This is a genomic window from Sodalis sp. RH21 (assembly GCF_047324175.1).
Lineage (GTDB): Bacteria > Pseudomonadota > Gammaproteobacteria > Enterobacterales > Enterobacteriaceae > Acerihabitans.
In genome coordinates this window covers 5,223,331-5,248,941 of record NZ_CP178732.1, presented here as the reverse complement: position 1 = coordinate 5,248,941, position 25,611 = coordinate 5,223,331, and the positions used below count along the sequence as shown (strand labels likewise).

The following is a 25,611-nucleotide window of genomic DNA, read 5'->3' as shown; positions in this document are numbered from 1 at the left end:
TATTGTGGCTTATAGAATGATACTTAATGAAACGTCATATTTTGGCGCCGGGGCGATTGCGTCCATTACCGGAGAGATCCAAAAAAGAGGATTTACCAAGGCGTTGGTGGTAACCGATAAGGAACTGATGCGGTTCGGTGTGGCAGCCAAAGTGACCGAGCTATTGGACCGTGCGGGTCTGGCTTATGACATTTATGAAGAGGTGGTGCCTAACCCCACCATCCAGACGGTGCAACAGGGCGTCGCGGCATTTTCACAGGCCGGGGCGGACTATCTGATCGCCGTGGGCGGCGGTTCGCCGCAGGATACCAGCAAAGCGATTGGCATTATTATCAACAACCCTGATTTTGCCGATGTGCGCAGCCTGGAGGGCGTGGCGCCCACCGCGCGGCCCGCTGTTCCGATCATTGCCATACCCACGACGGCCGGCACCGCGGCCGAGGTTACCATTAACTACGTCATTACCGATGTGGAAATGAAACGCAAATTTGTCTGTGTCGATCCCCACGCCATTCCGGTGCTGGCGATTATCGATCCCGATATGATGGCCAGCATGCCAAAAAGCCTCAAGGCGGCCACCGGCGTGGATGCGCTGACCCATGCCATCGAGGGCTATATCACCCTGGGCGCGTGGGAGTTGAGCGACGCGCTGCATCTGAAAGCCATCGAGATTATCTGCCGCTCCCTGCGCGGTTCGGTGAATAATGATCCCCAGGCCGTCGAAGATATGGCCCTGGGGCAATATATCGCCGGCATGGGGTTCTCCAACGTCGGCCTTGGCCTGGTACACGGCATGGCGCACCCGCTGGGGGCGTTTTACAATACGCCCCACGGCATCGCCAATGCGGTATTATTGCCCTATCTCATGGCCTACAACGCCCCGGCCACCGGCGAAAAATTCCGCCATATCGCGGCGGCGATGGGCCTGGCGGACAGCGCATCCCAGCCCCTTGATACCGTCCGGCAACAGGTGGTCGAGGCGCTGCGCCGGCTAAACCGCGATATCGGTATTCCGGAAAAATTACGTGATATCGGCCTGCGGCAGGAAGACATTCCAGCATTGACCCAAGCGGCCTACGCCGATGTGTGCACCGGCGGCAATCCGCGCCAAACCAATGAAGCGGAAATTCAGCAGTTATATCAGGAAATTTATTAATCCACGGCCGGGCTTAAGCCCGGCCGTTTATTCTCATGTGGAGACGCTTTATGTCAGGATGTCTGTTTCATGGCGTGATACCGCCGGTTCCTACCCTGTTTGACGCCGATGAGCAATTGGATCGCCCGGCCATGAGCCGCCTGATCGAACATTTGATGGGCACGGATATCGATGGGGTATTTTTTCTCGGCAGCGCGGGGGAATTCGCCCATATGTCCGATGCGCAACGAAAAGAGGTGGCGGAATTTTGCATCGCCTGCGTGGATAAACGCAAACCGGTATTGATCGGCATTGCCCATAGCGGGACGCGGGCCACCATCGAGCTGGGCCGGCATGCGCAGGCCTGCGGCGCGGACGGGGTGGTGGTGGTCAATCCTTTTTATAATCCGCTGTCGGAAGAGAACCTGTATCTGCACTATCGTCATATCGCGGCGCAATTAACGTTGCCGATTATTATGTATAACTTTCCGGCATTGACCGGGCAGAATATTCCGGTGGCCGTTATCCGTCGCTTGGCCGAAGAGTGCCCTAATATCGTCGGGCTGAAAGATACCGTGGATACGCTTAATCATATCCGTGAAACGCTGCATGCGGTTAAACCCGTGCGCCCCGATTTTGCCGTATTCGCCGGTTACGATGAGTATTTGTTCGGAACGCTGATCCTGGGAGGCGATGGGGCGATCCCCGCCAGCGCCAATTTTGCTCCTGAATTAACCTGCGGCATTCTTCAGGCCTACCGGCGGCAGGACTATGCGCGGGCGGTGGAATTACAGCAGCGCCTGTCGTATATACCCAGTCTATACGGCCTGGATACGCCCTTTTATAACGTCATTAAATATGCCATTAGCCTGATAGGCGTGGATGTGTCCGTTCATTCCCTCTTGCCCACCGCGCCGCTCGGCGATGAGAGAAAACGGCAGATCGCCCTGGCATTGACCCAAAGCGGGGTTATTTAGCCGCCGTATTTAACAGCGTTATTTAACAAGGTGATTTAACAACCCGTTAAGCGAGGTGTGATAATGAACACAATACAACGATTCGGCGGCGTGATAAAAGTCAAAGCCGATAAACTGGCCTATTACCGCGAGCTGCATGCCAACCCATGGCCGGAAATCAACGATATGATTAAACAATGCCATATCAGTAATTATTCGATTTATTACCGAGACGGTTATCTGTTTAGCTATTACGAATATAGCGGCGACGACTATGCGGCGGATATGCAAAAAATGGCCGCCGACCCCAAGACCAACGAATGGTGGGCCGAATGCGCCCCTTGCCTGGAACCGCTGGAAAGCCGCGGCGCAGGAGAACTGTGGGCTTCAATGGCTGAAGTTTATCATCTCGACTAAGTCCGGCAGCGGATAATTCTCACAGCGTAAGGATGGGCAATGTTTATTGATAAATTTTTTGAACAATTTGCCGTGGGGGACACGCGCGAGACGGTGGGCCGTACAATAACGGAAGCCGATATCGTGCTGCATGCCGGGCAGACAGGCGATTTTTATCCTCATCATATGGATGCCGAGTGGTGTAAAACCCAGCCGTTTAAACAGCGCATTGCCCACGGCACGCTAACGTTCGCCATCGGCATCGGCATGACCGCCGGCGAGATTAACTCCCGGGCGATGACCTATGGCTACGAGAAGTTGCGGTTCCCTCATCCGGTATTTATTGGCGATACCATCCGGGTCAGGGTGACCCTGGCCGACAAACGGGATCACCCTAAACGGCCGGGCTTCGGCATCGTAACCGAGCAGATCGAGGTGATCAATCAGCGCCAGGAGTGCGTGCTGGCGACCCAGCATCTGCTGCTGGTGGAGAAACAAGGGGCAGCATAGTAAACGTTCAGGGGCCGGTGCGGCACGGCCCCTGGTTACCTTGCACCGTACTGCCGGGGTGTTAGTTATTTTCACCATAACGTGGAACGGCGAATTAATAACGCTCCGCTTTTGTTAGCTGATGCTCGTCGCCGGGCAATGAAGATGCCGATTTTATAAACTAAGTAACTTCTGCATTAATATTCCTTTACGTACGCACCGTTCATTAGCCGCAACCCTCTCGGGTACCCTTGCATTTGTGCTAATATTTATTATGTGTAATTATATTAACCAAGAATATATTTGGTTAATATAAAATCATTCATGTCTAAAAATGATTATCTGCGTAATTTGAAAATTAAATTTAGCCATGGGGTGTTGAACTTTATTTATCCTGGCCAATCAAATAACTCAATAACCATCAATGATGACGTTTCTAAAGGAGAAGAAATGAAAAATTTACTTTGCATATTATTTACAACATTAACAATTAACACCGCTGCATATGCTGGCCCCATTCCCTCAGGCCAACGTGGAGAAGAAAGAATGAAAAAATGCGTAAAACTGCTTCCCGACGGCCATTCGTACAGTATAAATATCAAGGTAACCGCGGATAGAAAATCACCTGACCAAAAGGATATCATAACTCAGGAATTGAATATTTCGGATGAAACACGTCGGGAAGTCGGAGAGCAGCGGCATGAAGAAGTGAAACCTTTCATCCAGTGTATGATTGATAATGTGTTATAAAAAATAAATTTAGACGATATCGGAAAGGTCTGGATCATATTACAGACCTTTGGGTATTAATGCCTATACTTATGAACATTGCTATTCCATGTCGGAATAGTTGAAACTTGTACTAATTTATCGATGATATTATGATCAATTTTTTCTCCCTCTTTTAGCATTGTTTCCTTGTTAGGAGTAACACAATCGAGAAGCGCCTTGCTCCAAGTATGTGGCATTGTAGTTTTTACTTCACTCATTATTTCCTCCAGTTATAAGAATGTGACATCAATTTTATTATCTTGGTTTATTTTAGAATGTAAATAAACCGACGTATTCCTTAATCCATCATTCATATGATCAAGGAAAGGCGTTCGAGCTGCGATTCCTTTGCTATTAAGTTTTTGCTCGATATGCTCGTATGCTTTGTATAAACTTGGACAATAATAGTCCCGTACATTATAATTCCCCGAAAAAAAATTATAGGATCTGGATTGGCATCCACCATGACAAACATGTTGCCATTTACATATACTACAATTCTCATCTATTTTACGAGTACGCCACGCCTTTGCCTTAGTAACATTTAATATTTCTAATAGAGAGTTCTGGTTTATATTACCGAATTTTAAATCAGGATGACCGGACAGGCTGGCGCAAGGATATATATCTCCAAGTGGATCGGTAGAGCAATTAGCATTGCCGCATTGTGACATGCCAATGCAATCGGAAGCTCTTCCTGCCATTATTGCCTGTGTTTTTCTAACGAAATCTGATATATAAATGTAATTATCGCCGGCAGCGTCAAACCATCTATCATATAATTTTATCCATGAATCAGCGTATTCAGCTGCATCTAATCCCAAATCTTCATAGCTCGTAACAGCACTACCAGATTTAGTCAATGGTATGATATTAAATGCTATTTTTTCCTGTAACAGAAAATCGTATATTTCTTCTATATTTTCTTTGTTTTTTTATTTACCACAAGCACACTGCCAAAATCAATATTTGCACTCCGCAATTTATTTATTCCTGCCATTACCCGATCGAAGCTTCCTTGTTTTTTATGATCAATCCTATTTGCATCATGTATTTCTTTTGGACCATCAATTGATATACTAACGGAAAAATCATTTTTTTTTTGATAAAATCCAACCATCGATTATTAAATAAGGTCGCATTGGTTTGTATGGTATTAAGGTATTTTAACCCTTTTGAATATTTTTTCTGAAATTTGACTGCTGCTTCGTAAAATTCTATTCCAGCAATAAATGGTTCCCCACCGTGCCAGATAATTCTATTCCAGAAAATGCTCTCATGGAACTAACGTAATTAAAATTATCATAGATAAGTTTTTGTAATGTTTCTTTAGACATTATGGGCTTGCGTACATCTTCATTATAACAATATGTACATGATAAATTGCATATATGCGTAGGTTTGATGACGTTTATAAAATTCATTAAATATCCTTATTTAAATACGAATGGACTTGATATTTTTGTTACCTTAATAATTAATTATTAAAAATGTGTGATCTGTTGCTAATTAATATATATTTACTTAAAGTAAATCATTTCATTGGGTATGTCATAGGAGAATTATAATTATAAATTCAAGAAAATTCGCTCTACTATGGTGTATTTATTAGCCATTTATAAGTGTGCTTTTATAAAATATAAAATTTATTTTCTTGTTGAATTGACTTAATTCTGTGGAATTTATAGGGTAAAAGAAATTCGCGACTAAAATAGAATCTACCATTAAATTAATCTAACTATACTTTTCACTTTAGGCAAGGTTTATTACATAAACAGAAAAAATTAATTTATCTTAAAACTTTATTTTCGTTTGTTATTTGTATTAAGGTAATGGTTAATTATTCTAATTAATATAAACATGGGAATAATATTTATATAATTTTTTTGCTGTTTCTTAAAAAAGTCACATAATCACGCAATACATATTTTTGGATAACTTTTTCTTATTTCACGCGCCACATTGACCGATTTTTAAACTTGTGCAAGTCTTACTGAAAATGGCCAAAATATTTTTTTGTAAAACCTGTAGACTTATTAGTTTCGGATAATATATATTTTATTCGGCTAATGAGTTCGCTTTGGAACATTGCCATCCATATCCTGAGCTGAAATAAATTTTTTGCATAGAAACAGTTGCGATATCATAGAAAATACCGGGAAAATACTTACATTTAAGTTTCAAACATCGACATATCAATAATAAGCTAAATGAATTTGGCACATGGGTTAAAAAAATATTATCACTCAGCCTGCATGAAATAATAATATACTAAATCATTGGTGATCATCCCGCAGATGAAGAGAATAAATTTAGGTAGAGGCAGCTTTCAACTCGATAAACTTTTTTTTGCTAATTTCCCCGTTCAGGTTAATCGCACTGCATAGATCATTTTTATACATTCTCCCCTTTGCCATCAAGCCCCTCTTCATAATGCTCCCTGACAAAATCGGCAAAAACCCGCAATACCGGCGACAGGTGATGCCGGCTGGGATAATACAGGTAAAAACCGGGAAACGGCGGCGTCCAGTCATCCAGCAGGGCGACCAGTTGACCCGTCGCCAGATATGGCGCCACCTGATGGCTGAACAGATAACTGATGCCGGCTCCGGACAGGGCGATCTCCGCCAGCATTTCCGGCTCGTTAACCAGCAGCGGGCTGTCCACCGAGACTTCCAGCCTCTGGCCCGCCCGTGCAAACTCCCAGCGATAAGGACTGCCGTTGGAAGGGCGCAGATAAGATAAACAGCGATGCTGATGCAGATCCCGCGGATGCCGCGGCGTACCGTGGCGCGCCAGGTAGGCGGGCGCGGCCACCACCTGCATGGACAGATCGCCGCTCAGGCGTTGCGCAATCATATCCTGCTCCAGTTTTTCGCCGATGCGGATGCCGGCGTCAAACCCTGCCGCCACGATATCCGTTAACCGTTCATCGGTAATGATTTCCAGCCGGATAGCGGGATAGGCCTGCATAAACGGCCCCAGCAGCGGCGCCAGGTAGTGGATAGCGGCGACCCGGGAGGTATTAATCCGCAGCGTGCCGGCGGGCAGCGCGCCCATTTGCGTCGCCTCCGCCTGGGCCGCATTCAAATCAGCCAGCGCGGGCAGCAGGCGCTGTAGCAAACGGGTACCGGCTTCGCTGGGCGCGACGCTGCGCGTGGTGCGGTTTAGCAGGCGTACGCCGAGCCGTTTTTCCAAATTGCGGATGATCTGGCTTAACGCCGACGGGGTCACCCCCAGATAGGCCGCCGCGCGGACAAAACTGCCGTGTTTGACAATAGCGGCGAACGCCTGTAATTCAGCATAATCACTGCCACGCATTATCGCTGATTCCCTAATCAACCCATGAAGATAATGTCATATTATCGTGATTATGCGCCGGTGCTACCCTGTTTATCCACTTAACGCAAACAGGAGATGGCGATGGACAGGTTTAACGGAAAACGTATCTTGATTACCGGCGGCAGCAGCGGCATGGGGCTGGCCGGCGCGCAAAGGATCGCCAGGGAAGGGGGCGACGTTATTATCACCGGCTTGAACCAGGACCATCTGGATGAGGCCGCGGCCCGGCTTCCCGCCGGTGCGCTGGTGTTGAGAAATGATGCGGCGGCACCCGACGCGGCACAGGATCTGGCCGTGCGCATCGAACATCTCGGAGGACTTGATGGCCTATGGCTCAATGCCGGTTATGCGGATGTGGCGGCGGCAACGGCGACCACCGCGGAATTTTTCGATCGTATGATGGCGGCGAATGTGCGCGGGCCGGTATTACAGATGGCCCGGCTTGGCGGACTGCTAAAACCCGGCGCGTCGGTGGTGGTCAGTGCCTCCACCTCGGCTTATGAGGGCGCGGCGGCCACCGGCATTTATGCCGCCGCCAAAGGCGCGCTGATTTCCCTGGCACGCTGCTGGGCGACGGCTTTTGCTGCACAAGGTATTCGCGTTAACTCCCTGATTCCCGGACCGATCGACACCCGCTTGCGGGATTTTATGTCCGCTGATGCCCGCCGGGGATTTGAAGCCGGTGTGCTGGCCCGCGTGCCGTTAAACCGGGTAGGGTCGGCGGATGAAGCCGCCGCCGTGGCGCTGTTCCTGCTGTCCGATGACGCGTCTTATGTCACCGGCAGCCAATACTTTGTCGACGGCGGACTGGCGCTGCATTAACCCTTGCCGGAGGAGCGTCTGGCGGCCGGCCGCGCACCTGCTCCGGTGAAACGCGTCAGCGCCGGCCGGGTTTTTCGGTCCCGGTTGTTGCCCGCCCGCCGTTCATCCGGCGTGGCCGCCGGCACCAGACATTCCCTGCGGTTGCCGATCAGCTGGCTTTGCCCCATCGCGGTCAGCGCCGCGCGGATCAGCGGCCAGTTGGCCGGATCGTGGTAGCGCAGCAGCGCTTTATGCAGGCGCCGCTGGCGCTCTCCTTTGGGCACTACCACCTCTTCGCTGTGATAATCCACCTTGGCCAGCGGATTTTTACCGCTATGATACATCGTGGTGGAACTGGCCAGCGGCGACGGGTAGAAGTTTTGTACCTGATTGAGCCGGAAGCGGTTTTTTTTCAACCACAGCGCCAGATTAACCATATCCCGATCTTCGGTGCCCGGATGCGCCGCGATAAAATAGGGGATCAGGTATTGCTCCTTGCCCGCCTGTCTGGAATAGGTGTCGAACAGCTGCTTAAAGCGCTGATAGCTGCCCATGCCCGGTTTCATCATCTTGGCCAGCGGGCCGGCTTCGGTGTGTTCCGGCGCAATCTTCAGATATCCCCCCACATGATGCTCGGCCAGCTCCTTGATATAACGGGGATCTTGCACCGCCAAATCGTAACGCACCCCGGAAGCTATCAGGACTTTTTTGATGCCTGGCAGCCCCCGCGCGCGCCGGTACAGTTTAATGGTCGGTTCATGGTTGGTATCCATATGGGAACAGATTTCGGGATAAACGCAGGATGTGCGGCGGCAGGTCTGTTCCGCGCGGGGCGAGCGGCAGCGCAGCATATACATATTGGCGGTGGGGCCGCCCAAATCGGAGATCACGCCGGTAAAGCCCGGCACGGTGTCGCGGATTTCCTCGATCTCCCGCACGATGGAGGTTTCCGAACGGCTTTGGATAATGCGGCCTTCATGTTCGGTAATCGAGCAAAACGCGCAGCCGCCGTAGCAGCCGCGCATGATATTTACCGAAAAACGGATCATATCGTAGGCCGGGATCGGGGCGTGGCCATAGGCCGGATGCGGCACGCGCTGGAACGGCAGCGCAAATACCGCGTCCATCTCCGCGGTGAGCAGCGGTATGGCCGGCGGGTTGACCCATACATAACGGTCGCCGTGTTGTTGCAGCAGGGCCCGCGCGCAGCCCGGATTGGTTTCATGATGTAAAATGCGCGAAGCGTGTGCATACAGTACTTTGTCGTTTTTCACCTGCTCGAATGACGGCAGCAGCACATAGGTTTTTTCCCAGGGCTTGGGTTTCGGCGCCCGCACGCTTACCGGCCGGGGCGCGTTATCCGGCGCGGCGGCAGGATTGGCGCAGGGCAGATCTTCGCCGTAGGGATTGGGGATCGGCTCAATGCGTCCCGGCTGGTCCAGGCGGGTGGAGTCGACGCCCGCCCAGCCCGGCAACGCCCCTTTGCAAAGCACGGCGGTATTACGCACATCGAGGATGGCGCCGATCGGTTCGCCAGCCGCCAGGCGGTGAGCCACTTCCACCAGCGGACGTTCGCCGTTGCCGTAGATCAGCATATCGGCTTTGGCGTCCGCCAATACCGAACGGCGCACGGTATCCGACCAGTAGTCATAATGGGCGATACGCCGCAGGCTGGCCTCGATGCCGCCCAGCACGACGGGCGCGTCGCTGAAAGCCTCTTTGCAGCGCCGGGTGTAAACCAACGTGGCGCGATCGGGCCGTTTGCCCGCGATATTGCCGGGCGTATAGGCGTCGTCATGGCGCGGTTTGCGATCCGCCGTATAACGATTGATCATCGAGTCCATATTGCCCGCGGTCACGCCAAAAAACAGATTGGGTTTGCCCAGGCGCATAAAGTCCGATTTGCCGGACCAGTCCGGCTGGGCGATGATCCCCACGCGAAATCCCTGGGCCTCCAGCATCCGGCCTACGATGGCCATGCCGAAACTGGGATGATCGACATATGCGTCGCCGGTCACCACGATAATGTCGCAGCTGTCCCACCCCAGCAAGTCCATTTCGGCGCGGGACATGGGCAGGAAAGGGGCCGGGCCGAAGCATTCCGCCCAATACGGCGGATAAGAAAACAGCTTGCGCTCGGGCTGGAGCAGGCTTGAGGTCATGGCGATCGCTTTGGATGGCAAAATAAACGGCCGTAGATTTTACCGGGTCGGCGGGGCAAGGGTAGGGGAACTTGCGGGAAAAATGCGTTGGATCATAAAAATTACGGCGCGTCTAGCCGGTTAAACGCGCTGCGGCCGGGATACGCTAAACCGCCGTATCCCGGCCGGGGAGCGATTATTCGCCGACGCGTTTCACCTCGCCCACCAGCAGCAGATAGGAGAGGGCGCCCAGCAGCGCCACCACCGCGATATAAATCAGCGCCGGGGCAAAGCCGTAATACTGCGCCAGGTAGCCCACCACCAGCGGTACGGTAATACCGCCCAACCCGCCCACGAAATTAAATACCCCGCCGGTCAGGCCGATGAGCCGCACCGGGGCCAGCGATGACACCAACGACCAGGTAATGGACGCAAAACCATTGCCGAAAAAGGCCAGCGCCATCAGGATCATAATCCACAGGGGATCGTTGGTGTAATTGGCGCCCATAATGCAGGTGGAGAGCAGCAGGCCGAAAATTATCGGCGTTTTACGGGCAAAACCGAGGGATTTGCCGGCCCGCACCATGCGATCGGCGAAATAACCCGACAGCAGCACGCCGCAAAAGGCGGCCAGGAACGGCACGGTGGTCATGAAACCGGCGGTCAGCGCGCCGATATGTTTTTCCTGCGTCAGGTAGTTGGGAAACCAGGTCAGGAAAAACCATAGCGTGGAGGTGACGGCGAACTGGCCGAGATAAACCCCTACCAGCTTACGGTTAAATACCAGCTTCCAGTCGGCAATGGACATTGGCGTGCGGTTTTTCTTTTCCACCGGCGCATCGCCATCAATGATGCCGCCGCCCGCGGCGATATAGTCCAGTTCGGCGGAATTAATGCCGCGGCTTTTGCGCGGCGACTTATAAACTACGGCCCAAATCACCGACCACAGAATACCCGCCGCGCCGGTCAGGATAAATACCCAATGCCAGCTCAGCAATTCCTGAATCCAAATAAGCAGCGGGGTGAGGAATGCCAGGCCGACAAATTGCCCGGACGTGTAGAACCCTACCGCGGACGCGCGTTCACGTTCCGGAAACCAGCTGGTGACCATGCGGTTATTGGTGGGGAAAGCCGGCGCCTCAAACAGGCCGGTGATGGCGCGCAGCCCAAGCAGGCCGGCCAGGCCGTTGGTGAAACCCTGGCCGAGGGTGGCCACCGACCAGCCCAGGATAGCGATAAAATAGGTCAGTTTGGAGCCGACGCGATCGAGGAACCAGCCGCCCGGTATTTGACTTAAGGTATAGGTCCAGGCGAACGCCGAGAATATATAACCCATCTGGGCTTTATTAATGCCAAATTCTTGCTGAATATGGGCCGATGCTACCGCTAAATTAGCCCGATCCACATAACAAATAACCACGGTAATAAAAATCATCAATAGCGTAATATAACGCCTTTTGGTTGGACGTTGGGTAATCGCAGTATCCATTTCAATGGTCCTGTTTATATTATGTCTTAATGTAGGGAAATAGCGGCAAATACAGGCCGCCCTTAAATTTGACGTTTAAGGTAAGGAAAAAAATGGCTTAGGCCGACTAAGCCGAGGGAAATTGTAGCACCATAATTTTTGGTTGTACTACGATCTGGATCGCGCTTTAGAACATCCATTGTGAAAAAATTGTGATCGGAAAGCAGCAATAAAGTATGAAACCGGCGCCGCGGCGTGGAGCGTACCTGCCGTTGCGCCCGTCCTAGGAAATAAACGGCGAAAGGGCATCAGTCGAACCAGGTTGGTCCGTTTTCATTAATAATCCGCAGGCTGGTTTGGATTTCAACCGGCACGATGCGCGTCAGCGACAGCGGCGGCAACTGCGCGGGATCAAAAAAGCCGAGCTCCAGGGAGTCTTCACATAAACGCAGCTCCCCGCCTTGTTCAGCGCAGAGAAAAATCATTTTATAGACGTGAAAAGGATAGGGGGGATGGCCGTGCAGGTTACGATCCCAGACGCCCAGCAGCCGTTCGGTGGTGGCCTCCAGACCCGTTTCTTCCCTTATCTCGCGGCGGATGGCCTCTGAAGGCCGATCGCCGATATCGGCCCATCCGCCCGGCAGGCTCCATAAACCGTCATCCGCTTCGCGCACCAGCAATATTTTGCCCTGCCGCAGCACGATGGCCCGGGTATCCACCTTGGGCGTGGCGTAGCCCGCTTGCCCGGTAAAAGAGGCCGCCAATTGCGCGCGCAAGGCGCTCGACTGCCCCGCCATCAGCTGCGCGGCGATGTCCCGCAGGGCCTCGTAGCGTTCAATATCGTACCGGTCCCGGGTAAAGGTCAGGCCGGTCTGGGCCATGCCCTGGAGCTGCTGCACCAGCGAGAAAAAGCGGTCTTGCCGTTGTTGCCGAAACCAGGCGAGCAATTCCGCCACGCGGTTAAACATGAGATCCGGGTGAAGCGCCGCCACCGCCCGGCTATCCGCCTCGGGGGACCACAATGCGGCGGCGATACGCACGCCGGCTTCCCGGGAGGCGGTCACATCGCTGGGCGCATCGCCCACGTACAGCACATCCCGCGGGTCCAGCCCCCAGGCGCCGACAATTTCGCGGATGCGCAGCGCTTTTACCGAACCCTGGGGCGAACCGGTGGCGACGGTGGTGAAATAGGGGGCGAGATCGTAGCGCGCCAGCGTCAGTTCGGTGCTGCCGCTGCCTTTACCCGTGACCAGCGCCATGGGGATGCCGGCGCTACGCAGCTCGCCAAGCAGCTCGGTAATGCCGCTGAACACCCCGTCGGCATCCCCTATCAGGGTTTTGTAGGCGGCGAGATAGGCGCTAAGCCCTTGTTCATAATGGTCCGGCGCCAGTTGCATAATGGTGCCTTCTTCCGAAGGGCCGAAGGTCGCGATGATTTGCTCGTCTGAAAATTGTTTGCCGGACAGGGGTTCTATCGCCTGCCGGAAAGCCGCCACGCACAGCGAAAGCGTGTCCGTCAGCGTGCCGTCCATATCGAAAATAACGCCCTTGATATCCATGCCGCCGCCTCTTTGATTGATTATTTTTTCTGCCAGACCACGATAATGGCCGCGTTCAGTGAAAAAATCGAGAGGGTGATGCTGAGAAAGGGATGGGGCGGTCCGCTAACAGGGCAGCCGAAGACGCGCCGGACCTTTACGCCCAGCGCCCCGACGGCCGCGCTTTTTGCCGCAAATTAGTCGTGGCCAAGCGCGTCGAGCGCGACGGAAAAGAAATCCTCGCCGCCAAAATTGCCTGATTTGAGCGCTAACCCGAGCGGCTCTTCGATACCGCTCGTCACCAAGGCGGGCACGCCTTTACTGATTTCTTCGCCAATAATCAGGCTGGCCAAATTCAGCCCTTTCACCACCGCCCCGGAGGTCTCTCCCCCGCCCACGACGATGCGGCGAATACCTGATGCCACCAAACGAACCGCCAGCGCCGAGAAAAAATTCTCAATAGTACCGGCGACCTTTTCCCGCCCGTAGCGTTCCTGAAGTTCATTGACCAAATTATCAATGCTTGATGTATAGAGGAGCGGCGCCTTGCCGCTGTTCTCAACAATGAAGTTGACCAATTTATCCTGCGAAATCCGGTTATTCAGAATCGCTTCCACATCAATCTGACAGACGGGATGGTGTTTAGCGTGATATTGAATTTGTTTCAAGGTGGTGCGCGAGCAGCTACCCACCAGGATCGCCCCTTTGCCGGTGGCCTGCACCCGTACCGGTAATGACCCCTGCGCCACACCGCGCGAAATAAAATTATGCGGTAATCCCTGCGCAATGGCGGAACCACCGGTAATCAAGCGCTCATCCGCGCACGCCGCGCTGATAGTGACCAGATCCTCATTGGTAATGGCATCCACCACCACCAGGGAGGTTCCCTGCCTGGCGCGTTCTTCAAGCGCGGCATGGATCGCGGCTGCGCCTTGCTGCACCACTTGCCACGGAATAAACCCGGGCTGGCCTTGCGATTGCGCGGCTAACACGCGGCGTATATCCGGGTCCGTCATCGGCGTGAGAGGATGATGCTGCATGCCGGATTCGTTCAACAGGGTTTGGTAGACAAACAGATGTCCCTGGTAAAGCGTTCTGCCCATATCAGGAAAGGATGGGCATACCACCACGCCTTTGACGCCCAGCTTATCGGCTAACGCCTCCGCCACCGGCCCGATATTGCCTTGCGGCGTCGAATCAAACGTCGAGCAATATTTAAACAGGATTTGCCGGCACCCTTGCCGCAGCAGCCACTCACAGGCGGCCAGTGATTGCGCCACGGCGTCTTCGGCCGGCAGTGAACGGCTCTTTAACGCTACCACGCCGACATCGATATCATCCCCGGCGGGTTTGTCCGGGGTCTCAAGGAACAATGCCGTTTTTAAACCGCCTTCCCCTGCCAGGCCTTTCGCCAAAGTGATGCCTATATCACTCGCCCCGGTGAAATCATCGGCAATAACACCAATCAACATGCTGTAATTCCTTAGTTATTGCGCGGTAATCAGCGCCTTCATTTCCATTACGGCCGCCTGCGGCGCGGCCAGGACGGGGATGGGACTCACGGCGCCGACCGCTTCTAACGCACGGGACGTGGAGAAATGGGCCAACATAATGACATCGCAATCGGCAAGCTTGCCGGCATAGCGCGCCACGATTTCATTGTGGGTTTGCGCATCGCCCTGGCGTAAATGTTCCATTGCGCCTTCAGCGCATACGGTGGTCAGCGTGGCACGGCTGTTCATTTTCGCCGCCATCTCGCGGAACTCTTGCTCCATGCCGCCGATGGCGGGGGCGAAGGTCGCCAGCATGCCGATGCGTTGTCCGCACTTTATCGCTTGCGAAAACATCGCGTCATTCGGTTTTAATACCGGGATCGGCAACAGGGTATTCAGGTGTTCCAGCGCCTCGCCAAACGCCGAGCAGGTCGCCAGAATGCCGTCCGCGCCCATATCACTGGCATAGATGCCGAAGCGGACAAAACGCTCGAACAGCGGCTCCGATAACGTTTTCGATTTGGCCCGCTCCAGGGATAAACCTTCATCAAGCAGGTTTATGCCGGTCGCCTGCGGCCAAAGCGCGTTCATGGCCGCGTTGATCGGCTGCATGGCCACAGGCGTGGCATGCAATAATACGATGTTATGTGACATTTACGTCTCCCGACATGCCGATGTTAAAAACGACTTTGCAGTCCGAAACGGTGATATTCATCTTTGCTTTCCGGCGCGGTAACGATATCTATCAAGGCGTTGCCGGCAGACTTGTTTGGCGAATCGCTGAATACCGCAATCGAAAACGACGTTGATTTTTGCACTTCATCAGGCAGCGGTCCCACAATCTCGATGCCGGAAACCACCAGCAGTTCACTGATTTGCTGTACCGCGAGACTGGCCTCGCCGGTGATTAACTTCTCGGCGGTAAACCCTTGCGGTACGGGGGAGGCTTTGGCGTCCACTTCCGCTTCGATGCCTAATTTTTTCAACACGGTTTTAAAGTGGATTCCGCTGGCGCCGCCAATCGAATAGCATATCGAGCGCGCCTGAAGCAATGCCGTTTTAAGCTTCTCGGCGGTGGAAATATCCGGCTTTGGCTCGCCGGCTTTCACCGCCAAACCGATTTGCGATATCACCAGCGGCTTGCGGCTTGCCACGTCGACAATCCCGTCCTCGATTAATGAATCCATCGCCGAATCCGTCACGATAACCACATCGCAGGACAACCCGTTTTCGATGTTTTTCATCAGTACGGTGGTGGGCGTCCAGGTCGCGTCGACCTGGCCATGCTGTTGACGGTACTTCTCCAGCAGCGACGCATCGAAGGGCGAACGAACCACTAAAGCGCTGTGCAGCGTTATTGCCGGAACATGTTGCGTCATTTTCTACTCCTCATTCTTATTGTAGAACGTCTGTAATTTCAGAAACTCTGATAACTAGAAAACCAGCCATATCGTAAAGGGAACGGTCACCACGGCCACGATAGTACTAATCATAATCGCGCATGCGGCTTTTTCCGGGTGAACATCAAGGGCAGAGGCCACGGCGGCAATATTTGCGGCCAAGGGATTACAGGCCAGCATCACCATCACGACATATTCATAATGTTCCAGGTTGAACTGTTTGAAAATTAAAATAATTACCAGCGCATACACCCCTTGTTTCCAGATGATGGAGGCGAAGATAAATTTCCAATCCGGGATCAGCTTATCGAATTTGGCCAGGGACATACCGATGATCATCATACCCAGCGTACTGTAGCCGCCCACAAACCCATCGACGCCGCTTTTCAGGAAGTCGGGTAATTGAAAGCCATAGTATTTAAAGATTAACGCTAAGACTGCGGCATGCAGGGTCGGCATCTTTGCGACCATAATAAAGCTGTGTTTGGCCGAATAACGTCCGCGAGCCGTAATATAATAAGCCGCGGTAAATTCATAGATACTGGAAGCGACCTTGGCAAAAACCACGACGCTGATGGCTGCGGCCCCATCCGGCGTGCCGCCTAACAAACCGATGGCCAAGGGTAAAACGAAATATCCCACATTTCCTTGCCCGCCGGCCGCGCCAAACAGGTTGGCCCGGTTGTCTTTCCATAATAATTTACCTACGCCGTACGCCAGGGCCGCCGCGATACAGGAAACGACGTAAAATACGACGGAATACATGGCATAGCTGACGCTCGCTGGCGAGTTTAAAATCAACACAAAACAAACAATTGGAGAAAAAATATAAATAAGTAATTTCGAAATGTCTTGTGAGTTAATCTTGAATTTTTTAGATGCATACCAACCCAAGATTGATACTGCAATTAAATAAGCCACGCGCGGCATGATGTCGTAGGCAGTCATTTTTTATTCACCTATTTATACGTACAGAGGAAACAGATAAAGCTCGAAATAATTATTCTGGGGAGTTACCACTTGCTCCCAAATACGGCAAAAATTTCATTTATGTTATCTGTTGTAAGAGGACTAGAATTCTTACCGGATTTTAACCAAAGTTTTGCTGTTTCTTCCAACTCCTCCAGAATAAAGCTTGCTTGTGAAATAGTCTTTCCCCAGACAACCGGCCCAAGTTTTTCCAGCATGACGCCACGGACTTTTTCTGCAACGGCGCTTACTATCTTAACGACCTCCGGATCGCCGGGCCGATGATATTTAACCAAGGGGATTTTACCTACCTTCATTACCTGGTAAGGCGTAATGGGGGGAAGAATGGCTTCTTCAGACCACACGCCGGTTAATGTTAATAAGACCAGGTAGGTTGAATGCGTATGTAAAACACCGTTTACCTCATTATTATTGCTGTAGATTCCCTGATGCAGTAAAAGCGTTTTGGAGGGTTTGTCGCCATTAATCCAATTGCCTTTTTCATCGACTTTCGCAATGCGCGCTGGATCAATATTTCCCAGGCATGCATCCGTTGGCGTAATTAACCAACCGTCATTTAAACGAACGCTGATATTCCCAGATGAGCCAACCGTGTATCCACGGCGAAACAATCCTTCCCCAACGGAGCATATCTCTTCGCGCAAGGCGGTTTCATTTTTCATTACTAATATCTCTTTAGAAAATATCTAACAATGTCACTTTAGGCGACATTATTGCGCTTAACTCTTTTTTGCAGTCGTTAAAAAGAGAGTCGCTAATAATCTCATCCACTTTATCCAGGGAGCACACGTTGTAAAATCCGTACTTTCCATATTTACTGCTGTCCGATATTAATATCTTCCGATTCGAAACGGAAATCACTATTTGTTTTACCACCGCCTTGCCTTCATAGGGGGTAGAAATACCATGGCGAAGGTCCCAGGAACTGGTGCTGATGAATGATAAATCAATATTCATTCCCTTGATAAAATTAGCCGCGCTTAACCCAACGCAGGAGAAATTCTTTTTATCCACTTTGCCGCCCACATGAAACAAATCAATTGCGGGATTAGTCATTAGCAATTGCATAATGGAGAAATCATTGGTCACCACGGTCAGCCTGAAATTTGAGGGAATATTCCTGGCAATTTCAAACGTGGTGGTGCCGGCATCCAGATAAACGATACTGCCTTCGGCGATCCTTTGTACGGCAAACTTACCCAACTCTTTTTTGATCTTATGGTTCAGGTAGGATTTGTCTTGATAAGGCAATTCCTGATGCAAAAATTCGCTGAGCCTGATCCCCCCATTGACCCGGGAGACCTTGCCCTCGCTTTCCAAAGACTGCACGTCCCTGCGCACCGTCATATGGGAAACATTCATTAAGGAGGCTAAATCATTATATTGTGCGATCTGGTTTTCATGTATGTAGCGGTAAATGAATTCCTGACGCTCGTTGGCACTTAACCCCATTACGCTTTCCTGTGGTTTTGCGGGAACGCCCCGCTTCCCCGATTGATAACTAGTATACGCATACCATTTTCACAAAAAAAGTTCGATAATCACAAAATACGCTCTTTCCCTGCTGAGGCTAAAATGATTCAATATACTGATAATAATGATAAAAAATTGATATCGCATTTTAAACGCGCTTAACAAACCATTGTTAAAAAATCTGGTTTTCACATGGCATAGGGATCACGCGAAGAAATGAACCCGGCCGCCGCTTTGAACCTGACGCCGGCTCTCTGCCGCGCTTGGCGCGCGTCATCGGCGCCGGCAGGCCAAAAAAAACCACCTCGTTTAATGAGGTGGCCGGGTGGCCGCAGCCGCTGTCGGCGGCTGCGCGTTGCCGCGCTGGGCCGGCTTAGGCCGCCTGCGCCCGCAGCGATGCGATATCGATAACGAAGCGGTATTTTACGTCGTTTTTTTGCAAGCGTTCATAAGCCGCATTGACATCTTGTATATTCACCATCTCCACGTCGCTCACTATGCCGTGCTCGGCGCAGAAATCGATCATCTCCTGGGTTTCGGCCATGCCGCCGATGGCCGAGCCGGAGATATTCTTACGGCCCATAATCAGGCTGACGCCGGTGAGCGGGGGCTCAAGCTCGGTCAGTACGCCGACCAATACCATGGTTTGATCGCGTTTAAGCAGGGCGGCGTACGGGTTGAGATCGTGCGGAACGGGGATCGTATTGAGCAGGAAATCGAAGCTCGCCGCATGGGCCGCCATGGCCGCGGCATCGGTTGAGATCAGTATTTCATCGGCGCCGAGGCGGGAAGCGTCTTTGCCTTTAGCCGGCGAGGTGGTGATCATCACCACATGGGCCCCCAGCGCTTTGGCGAATTTTATGCCCATATGCCCCAGGCCGCCGAGGCCAATCACGCCGACCTTCTGGCCGGGGCCCACTTTCCAATGGCGCAGCGGCGAATAGGTGGTAATGCCCGCGCACAGCAGCGGCGCCACCGCTTTGATATCCAGGGTATCGGGCACCTTCACCACAAACCGCTCCTCAACGACGATTTGATCGGAATAGCCGCCAAACGTCAGCCGATCGCTGCCGCGCTCTTTGCCGTTATAGGTGACGGTGGGGCCTTCAACGCAATATTGCTCCAAATCGTCCTCGCAGGCCTCGCACTGGCGGCAGGAATCGACCATACAGCCGACGCCGGCGATATCGCCGACTTTCAATTTACGGACGTGGGCGCCGACTTTGACCACGCGACCGACGATTTCATGGCCGGGCACCATGGGATAGAGCGAATTGCTCCAATCGTTATGGGCCTGGTGAAGGTCCGAGTGACAAATACCACAGAACAGGATTTCGATCTGCACATCATGGTCACCGGGATCGCGGCGTTCAAAGTCGAACGGCACCAGCGGTGAATGGTCGTCGTGGACAGCATAGCCATGAGCTTTAATCATTGGATAACTCCTGATTGGATTTGAATGGAACCGGAACTGCACGATAGATAACAAGCGCCTTGGCAGGCGGGGCTGAACCCCGCCGGTCGACGCGCTTGTTTAGCGGGATAGGACAATGTAGCATGATGAAACCCCGGATCAATGCTGAATATCGGGATGAATTGATGAGATAAATTCACTAATTATGCAGCAGCCGAATCTCTCCCATTTAGCCATTTTTGCCGCCATCGCCCAGCACGGCAGCTTTCAGAAAGCGGCGGCCGAAACCGGGGTGTCGACCTCCGCCGCCAGTCATGCGATCCGCGGTTTGGAGGATCGGCTGGGGGTCAGCCTGTTCCACCGCACCACCCGCAGCGTCTCCCTGACCGAAGCCGGGCAACGCTTGCTGGAGCGCCTGCAGCCAGCGCTGCGCGATGTGGCGGGCGCCATCGAAGAGATGAATAATTTTCGCACCACCCCCACCGGCACCCTGCGGATCAATACCCCCCGCGTCGCCTCGCAGCTGCTGGTTGCGCCATTAATGCAGCGTTTTCTGATCGCCTATCCGGAAATCCACCTGGAAATCGTTGAGCAGGACGCCTTTGTGGATATCGTCGCCGCGGGTTTTGACGCGGGCATACGTTTCGAGGAGACGGTGCCGGAGGATATGGTGGGCGTACGCATCGGCGGGCCGCGCCGTTTCGCGGTGATCGGTTCGCCGGATTATTTCCAGCGCCGCGGCGTGCCGCAGCATCCCGGCGAACTCGCCCGCCATGAAGGCGTCCGCTACCGTTTTCCCAGCGGCCGGCTCTATAAATGGGAATTTGCCCAGGGCGACGTCAAGCTCGATATCGAGATCAAAGGGCGGCTGACGGTGGCGGACCAACAGCTGGCGATACGCGCGGCGATGGATGGCATCGGGCTGGCTTTTGTGCTGGAGGACATGGCGCAAGACGAAATCCGGCAGGGGCGGGTTGCGAGCGTGTTGGCGGACTGGTGTCCGGCCTTCACCGGATTTATGATCTATTACCCCCGGCAGCGGCAGATGCCCTCCGCCCTGCGGGCGTTTATCGATATGGCGCGCACGTAACAACCCGGGCCGGCGCGCGCGATACGCTATATTCAGTAATCAACCGCCAAGACGGGACGGCGCCGCCGCCGGGGAGAAAATATTGATGGATATTCAACCTTTCACCATTGCCGTGGAAGAATCGGCATTACGGGACTTACAGGATCGGCTCGCCCGGACCCGCTGGTTAACCGGCATAAACGATGCGGGCTGGAGCGAAGGCGCGGATCTGGGTTTTATGCGTCATCTGGCGGATTATTGGCAGCATAAATTCGATTGGCGGGTCCGGGAGGCCAGGCTCAATACCTTGCCGCAGTTTATCGCCAGGGTAGGGGATGAACGGATTCATTTTGTCCACCAGCCGGGCGCCGGCCCGGCCCCTTTGCCGCTGGTGCTGACCCACGGATGGCCAGGTTCGTTTGCCGAGATGGAAGCGATAATCCCCTTGCTCGCCGACCCGGGCGCACACGGAGGCGACCCGCGGGATGCGTTTAATGTGGTGGTTCCCTCCCTGCCCGGTTATGGTTTTTCAGCGGCGCCGCGGGCCAAGGGCACCGGACCGTTTGAAGTCGCCGGGCTATGGGCCGAATTAATGACGGGATTGGGTTATGAGCGCTTCGGCGCCCAGGGCGGGGATATCGGCGCGGGCGTATCAACCTGGCTGGCCGCACGCTACCCCGAACGGATCGCGGGGCTGCACCTTAATTTTATTCCCGGCTCCTACCGGCCTTATTTAGGCGCCGATCGCCCGCCGATCGGCGCGCAGGAGCAGGACTATCTGGATCGGGTGGCCCGCTGGAGCGACGAACAGGGAGCGTATGGCAAAGTGCATGGCACCAAACCGCAGAGTCTGGCCTTGGGGTTGAATGATTCCCCGGTGGGCCTGGCCGCGTGGATAACCGAAAAATTCCAGGCGTGGAGCGACTGCGGGGGTGACATCGAGCGGGCGGTTTCCCTGGATCAGTTGTTAACCGATATTTCTATTTATTGGTTTACTGGTTCCATCGGCTCATCCTTTCGCATGTATGTGGAGAGCCGCGCGCGGCCCATGCACTTCGCCCCTGAGCAGCGTATTCTGCCCCCGCTGGGCGTGGCGCATTTTCCCGCCGAGTTGCCGATGCCGCCGCGTTCCTGGGTAGAGCGCGGTTTTACCGTGCGGCGCTGGACCGAAATGCCCCGCGGCGGCCATTTCGCTGCGCTGGAATGCCCGGAGGAATTGGCACAGGAGATCCGGGCGTTTTTCCGGCCGCTGCGTTAAGACGAAAAAAAGCCGTTTAGCGCAGATGCTGTAACGTAATCTCAGCGCCCAGCGCCAGCAGCCCGAGGAAAAAGCAGCGCCGGAATAGCACGGGGCTGATTTTCGCCCGCAGGTAGCCGCCGATAAACATGCCGGCCAGCGCCGGAATGATGGCAAATAGCGATAAACCCAGCGAATGGACGGTGAGCAGATCGTGCTGCGCCAGGCTTGCCGCCAGGGCTACCGTCGAAACGGTAAACGACAGGCCCAGGGCCTGGATCAAATCATCCCGTTCCAGGGATAGCGCGGTGAGATACGGTACGGCGGGAATGACAAATACGCCGGTGGCGCCGGTGATTGCGCCGGTCAATAATCCCGCCGCCGGGCCAAGCCAGGGTTCGCTGCGCCCGCTAATCCGCCACTGCCGGTTCGCCAGGCCGATCGACGCGTAAACCATCAGCAAAATTCCCAGCAGCGGCGAGGTCCAGGCGGCGGATTCCCCCGCCATGATGCCCGTGCCGAACCAGGTGCCCAGGCAAACCGCCAATAGCATCGGCCACAGCCGGCGCAGTAAAGTGGTCACATGGGAACCGCTGAACAGTTGCCAGACATTAGTGACCAACGAAGGAACAATCAGCAGCGCCGCCGCCTGCGAAGGGGGCATCAGCGTACCGAGGATGCCCATCGCCACGGTGGGAAGGCCGAGGCCGATGACGCCTTTAACCGTACCCGCAATGAGAAAAGTGATGCCAATCAGCGAAATATAAAACATGATATCCATCATAACGACCATTTTCTCAAAATGAGGGAATCCCTATTTTTGCCGCGGCCGCGCCGGGCCACAATGGGTATATGGTTAACCCGGCCTTCGTCTATCGCGAAGGCTGATTTCCGGGAGTCGCCGCTATGCATTTTGACCTGATCGACCTGCGGTTATTGGTGTTGATTATCGAAACCGGCACCATCACCGCCGGGGCGGATAAAGCATGCCTTTCCCTTTCATCGGCCAGCGCCCGGATTGGCGGCCTGGAAAAAGCGGCCGGCGTCAGGCTGCTGGAGCGGGGGCGCCGCGGCGTAACGGCCACGCCGGCGGGCCGGGTGATGTATCAGCACGCCAAGCTGATTTTGCGGCAAATCGCCAGCTTAGCCGGAGAGTTAAACGAATTTACCCAAGGGTTGACCGGCTATATCCGTCTTTTGGCCAATACGGTGGCCATGGGCCAATTTTTACCCGGACCCCTATCCGGCTTTTTGCATCTTTATCCCGGCGTGGATATCGAGCTGGCTGAAATGCCCAGCGTCGCCATTACCCGAGCGGTGGCGCAAGGTCATGCTGAGCTCGGTATCGCCGCGGATCATGCCGATTTCACCGGTCTTGAAGTCCTGCCGTTTAAATCCGATCGTTTAGTGCTGGCGGTTCCCCGCGGCCATGCACTCGCGCGCCGTAAAAACCTGACCTTCAGCGAAGCGCTGGATTATGATTTTATCGGCCTGCCGACGGACAGCGCGTTGCAACAGCACCTTGCCGCCCATGCCGTCAGAGCGGGCAAACCCATGCGGCTGCGGGCCAGGGTGAGCGGCCTGGAAAATGTCTATCGCATGGTGACCCTCGGGGCGGGCATTGCGGTATTGCCCCTATCCCTGCTCGTAGCCGGACAGGATCACGGCGCAGGGGTGGTGATTCCATTACGGGAGGCCTGGACCGAGCGTCAATTAATGCTGACTTTGCGCCGCTATGATGATTTGTCCCCGCCGGCAAAACGGCTGGTTGATTTTCTTACCGCGGATTCATCATGATCCCGCGATCCGGCCGCCCGCGCAGCCAGGGAAAATGCCGGCCTTACGCATTTTTTACGCTTATTTTGCGGTTGCTTTGCGCCGCGGGTGCTGAATTATGCCGCCGGCTGGCCGATAACCGGTTAGGACTTCATACCAGGAGAAAATCGTGTCCAACACTATCACCTCAGCTATTTCTTCCGCGTCGTCAGGCGGCGGGAGCGATATTGCCGCGCAAATTAAAAATATCACCCAGCAGATTAACAAACTCATCAAGCAGTTAGGCTCGATAGCGCAATCCAGCCTTAGCGCCGATCAAAAGCAGCAACAGCAGCAATTGATTGAGAACCAAATCCAGATGCTGGAGGCGCAGATCAACCAGTTGCAACAGCAGCAGGCGCAAAATGTCCTCAACAAGCAGGAGGCCGCGGCTACCGCCGCCGCGCAAACCCAAACCACAGGCGTAAACGGCCAGTCGGATACGCATCAGGTGGATGTGTATATCTGACGGCGCGCGATAGGTAGTCACCCAACCGGGTCGGCAAAGCAGCGCCGGCCGTTTGGGTGGCCGCGGTTGCGCCAGAAAAAAACCAATCAGTTCAAAATTACTTGCCATCCTTGACGCGACGGTCTAACTTGAACCAAGCGGTTCGACAATATAACGCTTTTTCTCACGGCCAATTTATCTGCCAGATCCATAAGGGGAGCTACCATGAGTACATTAAATGCATCGGCTGCCGGTCAATTTACGCTTGGGGATATCCAGATTAACCGTTTGGGGTTTGGCGCCATGCGCATTACCGGCCAGGGGATTTGGGGAGAGCCGGCCGATCGCGACGGGGCGCTGACCACGCTGCGCCGCCTGCCGGAACTGGGGATTAATTTTATCGACACCGCCGACAGCTACGGCCCCGATGTCAGTGAAAACCTGATACGCGAGGCGCTGTACCCCTATGACGGCCTGCTCATCGCCACCAAGGGCGGCTTGACGCGCCACGGTCCGAATATCTGGCAGCCGGTGGGCCGTCCCGAGTATTTGCGCCAGGCGGTGCTGATGAGCCTGCGTAAACTTAATGTGGAACAGATCGGGTTATGGCAGCTGCATCGCGTCGATCCCAAGGTACCGGAAGACGAACAGTTTGACGCCATTGCGCAGATGCAAAAAGAGGGGTTGATCCGCCACGTCGGGCTGAGCGAAGTGAATGTGGCGCAAATCAAAACCGCCCAGCGCTTTTTCCCGGTAGTCTCGGTGCAAAACATGTTTAACCTGGTATCACGCGGCCACGAGGCCGTGCTGGATTATTGCACCGAACACAAAATCGGGTTTATTCCCTGGTTTCCGCTAGCCGCGGGCGAGTTGGCCAACCCGGGGTCGATACTTGATACCCTGGCGAAGGAAAAAGGCTTTACGCCCGGCCAGATCGCCCTGGCATGGATATTAAAACGCAGCCCGGTGATGTTGCCTATCCCCGGCACCAGCAACGTAAAACACCTGGAAGAGAACCTTGAGGCGACCCGGGTACAATTAACCGGCGCAGAGTTTCGCCTGTTGGATGATCTGGGCCGCAAACAGCAAGCCAAGGCCGCGCCTGGCGGCGAATAACCCATAAACGGCTATCAATATTTGCGCCCCAGGCGCGCCAAGGCGCCAGGGTTTCCCTGGTTAAGGGGCGCTAATGTGATATGCCGTTGATGTTGGCAAATAGGGTGTTGACATGCTGT

The 25,611-nt window shown here is 53.7% G+C and carries 26 protein-coding genes; 11 read left to right on the top strand and 15 right to left on the bottom strand.

Annotation, left to right across the window (positions count from 1 at the left end; translation table 11 throughout):
* Positions 1–4: 4 nt before the first annotated feature.
* The 5 genes from fucO to ACL2XP_RS24225 all read left to right on the top strand — a co-directional run bounded on the left by fucO (position 5) and on the right by ACL2XP_RS24225 (position 3,726).
* Positions 5–1,156, top strand: coding sequence for a lactaldehyde reductase (fucO, locus tag ACL2XP_RS24245; protein WP_413735926.1), 1,152 nt, complete (start codon positions 5–7; stop codon positions 1,154–1,156).
* Positions 1,157–1,206: 50 nt separating this feature from the next.
* Positions 1,207–2,112: a dihydrodipicolinate synthase family protein gene (locus ACL2XP_RS24240; RefSeq protein WP_413735924.1), complete on the top strand. Its 906-nt coding sequence runs from the start codon at positions 1,207–1,209 to the stop codon at positions 2,110–2,112.
* A gap of 63 nt (positions 2,113–2,175) precedes the next feature.
* On the top strand, positions 2,176–2,508 hold the full coding sequence (locus ACL2XP_RS24235; RefSeq protein WP_413735923.1) for an L-rhamnose mutarotase: 333 nt from the start codon (positions 2,176–2,178) through the stop codon (positions 2,506–2,508).
* Positions 2,509–2,547: 39 nt separating this feature from the next.
* Entirely contained in the window at positions 2,548–2,997 is a 450-nt protein-coding gene (locus tag ACL2XP_RS24230; RefSeq protein WP_413735922.1) for a MaoC family dehydratase, read from the top strand.
* Positions 2,998–3,300: 303 nt separating this feature from the next.
* Complete coding sequence (locus ACL2XP_RS24225; protein WP_413735921.1) at positions 3,301–3,726, top strand: hypothetical protein; 426 nt, start codon at positions 3,301–3,303, stop codon at positions 3,724–3,726.
* A 56-nt stretch (positions 3,727–3,782) separates the two neighbouring features.
* Here the strand turns inward: ACL2XP_RS24225 and dynB are convergent, their stop codons facing one another.
* The 4 genes from dynB to ACL2XP_RS24205 all read right to left on the bottom strand — a co-directional run bounded on the left by dynB (position 3,783) and on the right by ACL2XP_RS24205 (position 7,068).
* Positions 3,783–3,965, bottom strand: a complete 183-nt coding sequence (gene dynB / locus ACL2XP_RS24220; RefSeq protein ID WP_413735920.1) for a dynobactin A family peptide antibiotic — start codon at positions 3,963–3,965, stop codon at positions 3,783–3,785.
* Positions 3,966–3,977: 12 nt separating this feature from the next.
* Positions 3,978–4,610, bottom strand: a complete 633-nt coding sequence (locus ACL2XP_RS24215) for an SPASM domain-containing protein (protein ID WP_413735918.1) — start codon at positions 4,608–4,610, stop codon at positions 3,978–3,980.
* A 53-nt stretch (positions 4,611–4,663) separates the two neighbouring features.
* On the bottom strand, positions 4,664–4,867 hold the full coding sequence (locus ACL2XP_RS24210; protein WP_413735917.1) for a hypothetical protein: 204 nt from the start codon (positions 4,865–4,867) through the stop codon (positions 4,664–4,666).
* Positions 4,868–6,141: 1,274 nt separating this feature from the next.
* A complete protein-coding gene (locus ACL2XP_RS24205; RefSeq protein WP_413735916.1) occupies positions 6,142–7,068 on the bottom strand; it encodes a LysR family transcriptional regulator in 927 nt (308 codons plus the stop codon).
* Between the two features lie 102 nt (positions 7,069–7,170).
* Here ACL2XP_RS24205 and ACL2XP_RS24200 point away from each other — a divergent pair, with 102 nt between their 5' ends.
* Positions 7,171–7,911: an SDR family oxidoreductase gene (locus ACL2XP_RS24200; RefSeq protein WP_413735915.1), complete on the top strand. Its 741-nt coding sequence runs from the start codon at positions 7,171–7,173 to the stop codon at positions 7,909–7,911.
* On the opposite strand, the gene ACL2XP_RS24195 is transcribed toward ACL2XP_RS24200, so the two are convergent.
* From ACL2XP_RS24195 to ACL2XP_RS24150, 10 genes are all read right to left on the bottom strand, one after another.
* Positions 7,908–10,052: a YgiQ family radical SAM protein gene (locus ACL2XP_RS24195; protein WP_413735913.1), complete on the bottom strand. Its 2,145-nt coding sequence runs from the start codon at positions 10,050–10,052 to the stop codon at positions 7,908–7,910. The two genes, ACL2XP_RS24200 and ACL2XP_RS24195, sit on opposite strands and share 4 nt — an antisense overlap.
* 175 nt (positions 10,053–10,227) lie before the next feature.
* Complete coding sequence (locus ACL2XP_RS24190) at positions 10,228–11,520, bottom strand: MFS transporter (protein WP_413735911.1); 1,293 nt, start codon at positions 11,518–11,520, stop codon at positions 10,228–10,230.
* Between the two features lie 287 nt (positions 11,521–11,807).
* A complete protein-coding gene (locus tag ACL2XP_RS24185; protein ID WP_413735910.1) occupies positions 11,808–13,058 on the bottom strand; it encodes an NUDIX hydrolase N-terminal domain-containing protein in 1,251 nt (416 codons plus the stop codon).
* A gap of 176 nt (positions 13,059–13,234) precedes the next feature.
* Positions 13,235–14,509, bottom strand: coding sequence for a 3-oxo-tetronate kinase (gene otnK / locus ACL2XP_RS24180; RefSeq protein ID WP_413735909.1), 1,275 nt, complete (start codon positions 14,507–14,509; stop codon positions 13,235–13,237).
* A gap of 15 nt (positions 14,510–14,524) precedes the next feature.
* Positions 14,525–15,184, bottom strand: a complete 660-nt coding sequence (locus ACL2XP_RS24175) for an aspartate/glutamate racemase family protein (RefSeq protein WP_413735907.1) — start codon at positions 15,182–15,184, stop codon at positions 14,525–14,527.
* A gap of 23 nt (positions 15,185–15,207) precedes the next feature.
* Positions 15,208–15,909 (bottom strand): molybdate ABC transporter substrate-binding protein, encoded by a 702-nt coding sequence (locus ACL2XP_RS24170; RefSeq protein WP_413735906.1) that lies wholly within the window; start codon positions 15,907–15,909, stop codon positions 15,208–15,210.
* A 54-nt stretch (positions 15,910–15,963) separates the two neighbouring features.
* Positions 15,964–16,878: an AEC family transporter gene (locus tag ACL2XP_RS24165; protein ID WP_413735904.1), complete on the bottom strand. Its 915-nt coding sequence runs from the start codon at positions 16,876–16,878 to the stop codon at positions 15,964–15,966.
* Positions 16,879–16,943: 65 nt separating this feature from the next.
* Entirely contained in the window at positions 16,944–17,582 is a 639-nt protein-coding gene (locus ACL2XP_RS24160) for an aldolase (RefSeq protein WP_413735902.1), read from the bottom strand.
* A 13-nt stretch (positions 17,583–17,595) separates the two neighbouring features.
* Positions 17,596–18,372 (bottom strand): DeoR/GlpR family DNA-binding transcription regulator, encoded by a 777-nt coding sequence (locus ACL2XP_RS24155; protein ID WP_413735900.1) that lies wholly within the window; start codon positions 18,370–18,372, stop codon positions 17,596–17,598.
* 394 nt (positions 18,373–18,766) lie between these two features.
* Positions 18,767–19,828 (bottom strand): NAD(P)-dependent alcohol dehydrogenase, encoded by a 1,062-nt coding sequence (locus tag ACL2XP_RS24150; protein ID WP_413735898.1) that lies wholly within the window; start codon positions 19,826–19,828, stop codon positions 18,767–18,769.
* A 184-nt stretch (positions 19,829–20,012) separates the two neighbouring features.
* On the opposite strand from ACL2XP_RS24150, the gene ACL2XP_RS24145 reads away from it, so the two are divergent.
* Positions 20,013–20,897 carry a LysR substrate-binding domain-containing protein gene (locus ACL2XP_RS24145; protein WP_413735897.1) on the top strand — a complete coding sequence of 295 codons (885 nt, stop codon included), beginning with the start codon at positions 20,013–20,015 and terminating at the stop codon, positions 20,895–20,897.
* Between the two features lie 85 nt (positions 20,898–20,982).
* The gene (locus ACL2XP_RS24140) at positions 20,983–22,134 is read left to right on the top strand and encodes an epoxide hydrolase family protein (protein WP_413735896.1); all 1,152 of its coding nucleotides are present in this window, start codon (positions 20,983–20,985) and stop codon (positions 22,132–22,134) included.
* 16 nt (positions 22,135–22,150) lie between these two features.
* Here ACL2XP_RS24140 and ACL2XP_RS24135 read toward each other — a convergent pair whose 3' ends face one another.
* Positions 22,151–22,897, bottom strand: a complete 747-nt coding sequence (locus tag ACL2XP_RS24135) for a sulfite exporter TauE/SafE family protein (protein ID WP_413735895.1) — start codon at positions 22,895–22,897, stop codon at positions 22,151–22,153.
* Positions 22,898–23,019: 122 nt separating this feature from the next.
* Here ACL2XP_RS24135 and ACL2XP_RS24130 point away from each other — a divergent pair, with 122 nt between their 5' ends.
* The 3 genes from ACL2XP_RS24130 to ACL2XP_RS24120 all read left to right on the top strand — a co-directional run bounded on the left by ACL2XP_RS24130 (position 23,020) and on the right by ACL2XP_RS24120 (position 25,492).
* On the top strand, positions 23,020–23,910 hold the full coding sequence (locus tag ACL2XP_RS24130; protein ID WP_413735894.1) for a LysR family transcriptional regulator: 891 nt from the start codon (positions 23,020–23,022) through the stop codon (positions 23,908–23,910).
* 148 nt (positions 23,911–24,058) lie between these two features.
* Positions 24,059–24,397: a BlyB family putative holin accessory protein gene (locus ACL2XP_RS24125; RefSeq protein ID WP_413735893.1), complete on the top strand. Its 339-nt coding sequence runs from the start codon at positions 24,059–24,061 to the stop codon at positions 24,395–24,397.
* A gap of 204 nt (positions 24,398–24,601) precedes the next feature.
* Positions 24,602–25,492 carry an aldo/keto reductase gene (locus tag ACL2XP_RS24120; RefSeq protein WP_413735891.1) on the top strand — a complete coding sequence of 297 codons (891 nt, stop codon included), beginning with the start codon at positions 24,602–24,604 and terminating at the stop codon, positions 25,490–25,492.
* Positions 25,493–25,611 lie beyond the last annotated feature (119 nt).

Bases quoted from the DNA above. Each gene is read 5' to 3' on its own strand.
- ACL2XP_RS24230 (WP_413735922.1), top strand. From the start codon at position 2,548: ATGTTTATTGATAAATTTTTTGAACAATTTGCCGTGGGGGACACGCGC.
- ACL2XP_RS24185 (WP_413735910.1), bottom strand. From the start codon at position 13,058: ATGGATATCAAGGGCGTTATTTTCGATATGGACGGCACGCTGACGGAC.
- ACL2XP_RS24235 (WP_413735923.1), top strand. From the start codon at position 2,176: ATGAACACAATACAACGATTCGGCGGCGTGATAAAAGTCAAAGCCGAT.
- ACL2XP_RS24210 (WP_413735917.1), bottom strand. From the start codon at position 4,867: ATGGTTGGATTTTATCAAAAAAAAAATGATTTTTCCGTTAGTATATCA.
- ACL2XP_RS24120 (WP_413735891.1), top strand. From the start codon at position 24,602: ATGAGTACATTAAATGCATCGGCTGCCGGTCAATTTACGCTTGGGGAT.
- ACL2XP_RS24195 (WP_413735913.1), bottom strand. From the start codon at position 10,052: ATGACCTCAAGCCTGCTCCAGCCCGAGCGCAAGCTGTTTTCTTATCCG.
- ACL2XP_RS24170 (WP_413735906.1), bottom strand. From the start codon at position 15,909: ATGACGCAACATGTTCCGGCAATAACGCTGCACAGCGCTTTAGTGGTT.
- ACL2XP_RS24160 (WP_413735902.1), bottom strand. From the start codon at position 17,582: ATGAAAAATGAAACCGCCTTGCGCGAAGAGATATGCTCCGTTGGGGAA.
- ACL2XP_RS24130 (WP_413735894.1), top strand. From the start codon at position 23,020: ATGCATTTTGACCTGATCGACCTGCGGTTATTGGTGTTGATTATCGAA.
- ACL2XP_RS24140 (WP_413735896.1), top strand. From the start codon at position 20,983: ATGGATATTCAACCTTTCACCATTGCCGTGGAAGAATCGGCATTACGG.
- dynB (WP_413735920.1), bottom strand. From the start codon at position 3,965: ATGAGTGAAGTAAAAACTACAATGCCACATACTTGGAGCAAGGCGCTT.
- ACL2XP_RS24135 (WP_413735895.1), bottom strand. From the start codon at position 22,897: ATGATGGATATCATGTTTTATATTTCGCTGATTGGCATCACTTTTCTC.
- ACL2XP_RS24190 (WP_413735911.1), bottom strand. From the start codon at position 11,520: ATGGATACTGCGATTACCCAACGTCCAACCAAAAGGCGTTATATTACG.
- ACL2XP_RS24225 (WP_413735921.1), top strand. From the start codon at position 3,301: ATGTCTAAAAATGATTATCTGCGTAATTTGAAAATTAAATTTAGCCAT.
- ACL2XP_RS24165 (WP_413735904.1), bottom strand. From the start codon at position 16,878: ATGACTGCCTACGACATCATGCCGCGCGTGGCTTATTTAATTGCAGTA.
- otnK (WP_413735909.1), bottom strand. From the start codon at position 14,509: ATGTTGATTGGTGTTATTGCCGATGATTTCACCGGGGCGAGTGATATA.
- ACL2XP_RS24150 (WP_413735898.1), bottom strand. From the start codon at position 19,828: ATGATTAAAGCTCATGGCTATGCTGTCCACGACGACCATTCACCGCTG.
- ACL2XP_RS24205 (WP_413735916.1), bottom strand. From the start codon at position 7,068: ATGCGTGGCAGTGATTATGCTGAATTACAGGCGTTCGCCGCTATTGTC.
- ACL2XP_RS24175 (WP_413735907.1), bottom strand. From the start codon at position 15,184: ATGTCACATAACATCGTATTATTGCATGCCACGCCTGTGGCCATGCAG.
- ACL2XP_RS24240 (WP_413735924.1), top strand. From the start codon at position 1,207: ATGTCAGGATGTCTGTTTCATGGCGTGATACCGCCGGTTCCTACCCTG.
- ACL2XP_RS24155 (WP_413735900.1), bottom strand. From the start codon at position 18,372: ATGGGGTTAAGTGCCAACGAGCGTCAGGAATTCATTTACCGCTACATA.
- ACL2XP_RS24200 (WP_413735915.1), top strand. From the start codon at position 7,171: ATGGACAGGTTTAACGGAAAACGTATCTTGATTACCGGCGGCAGCAGC.
- ACL2XP_RS24145 (WP_413735897.1), top strand. From the start codon at position 20,013: ATGCAGCAGCCGAATCTCTCCCATTTAGCCATTTTTGCCGCCATCGCC.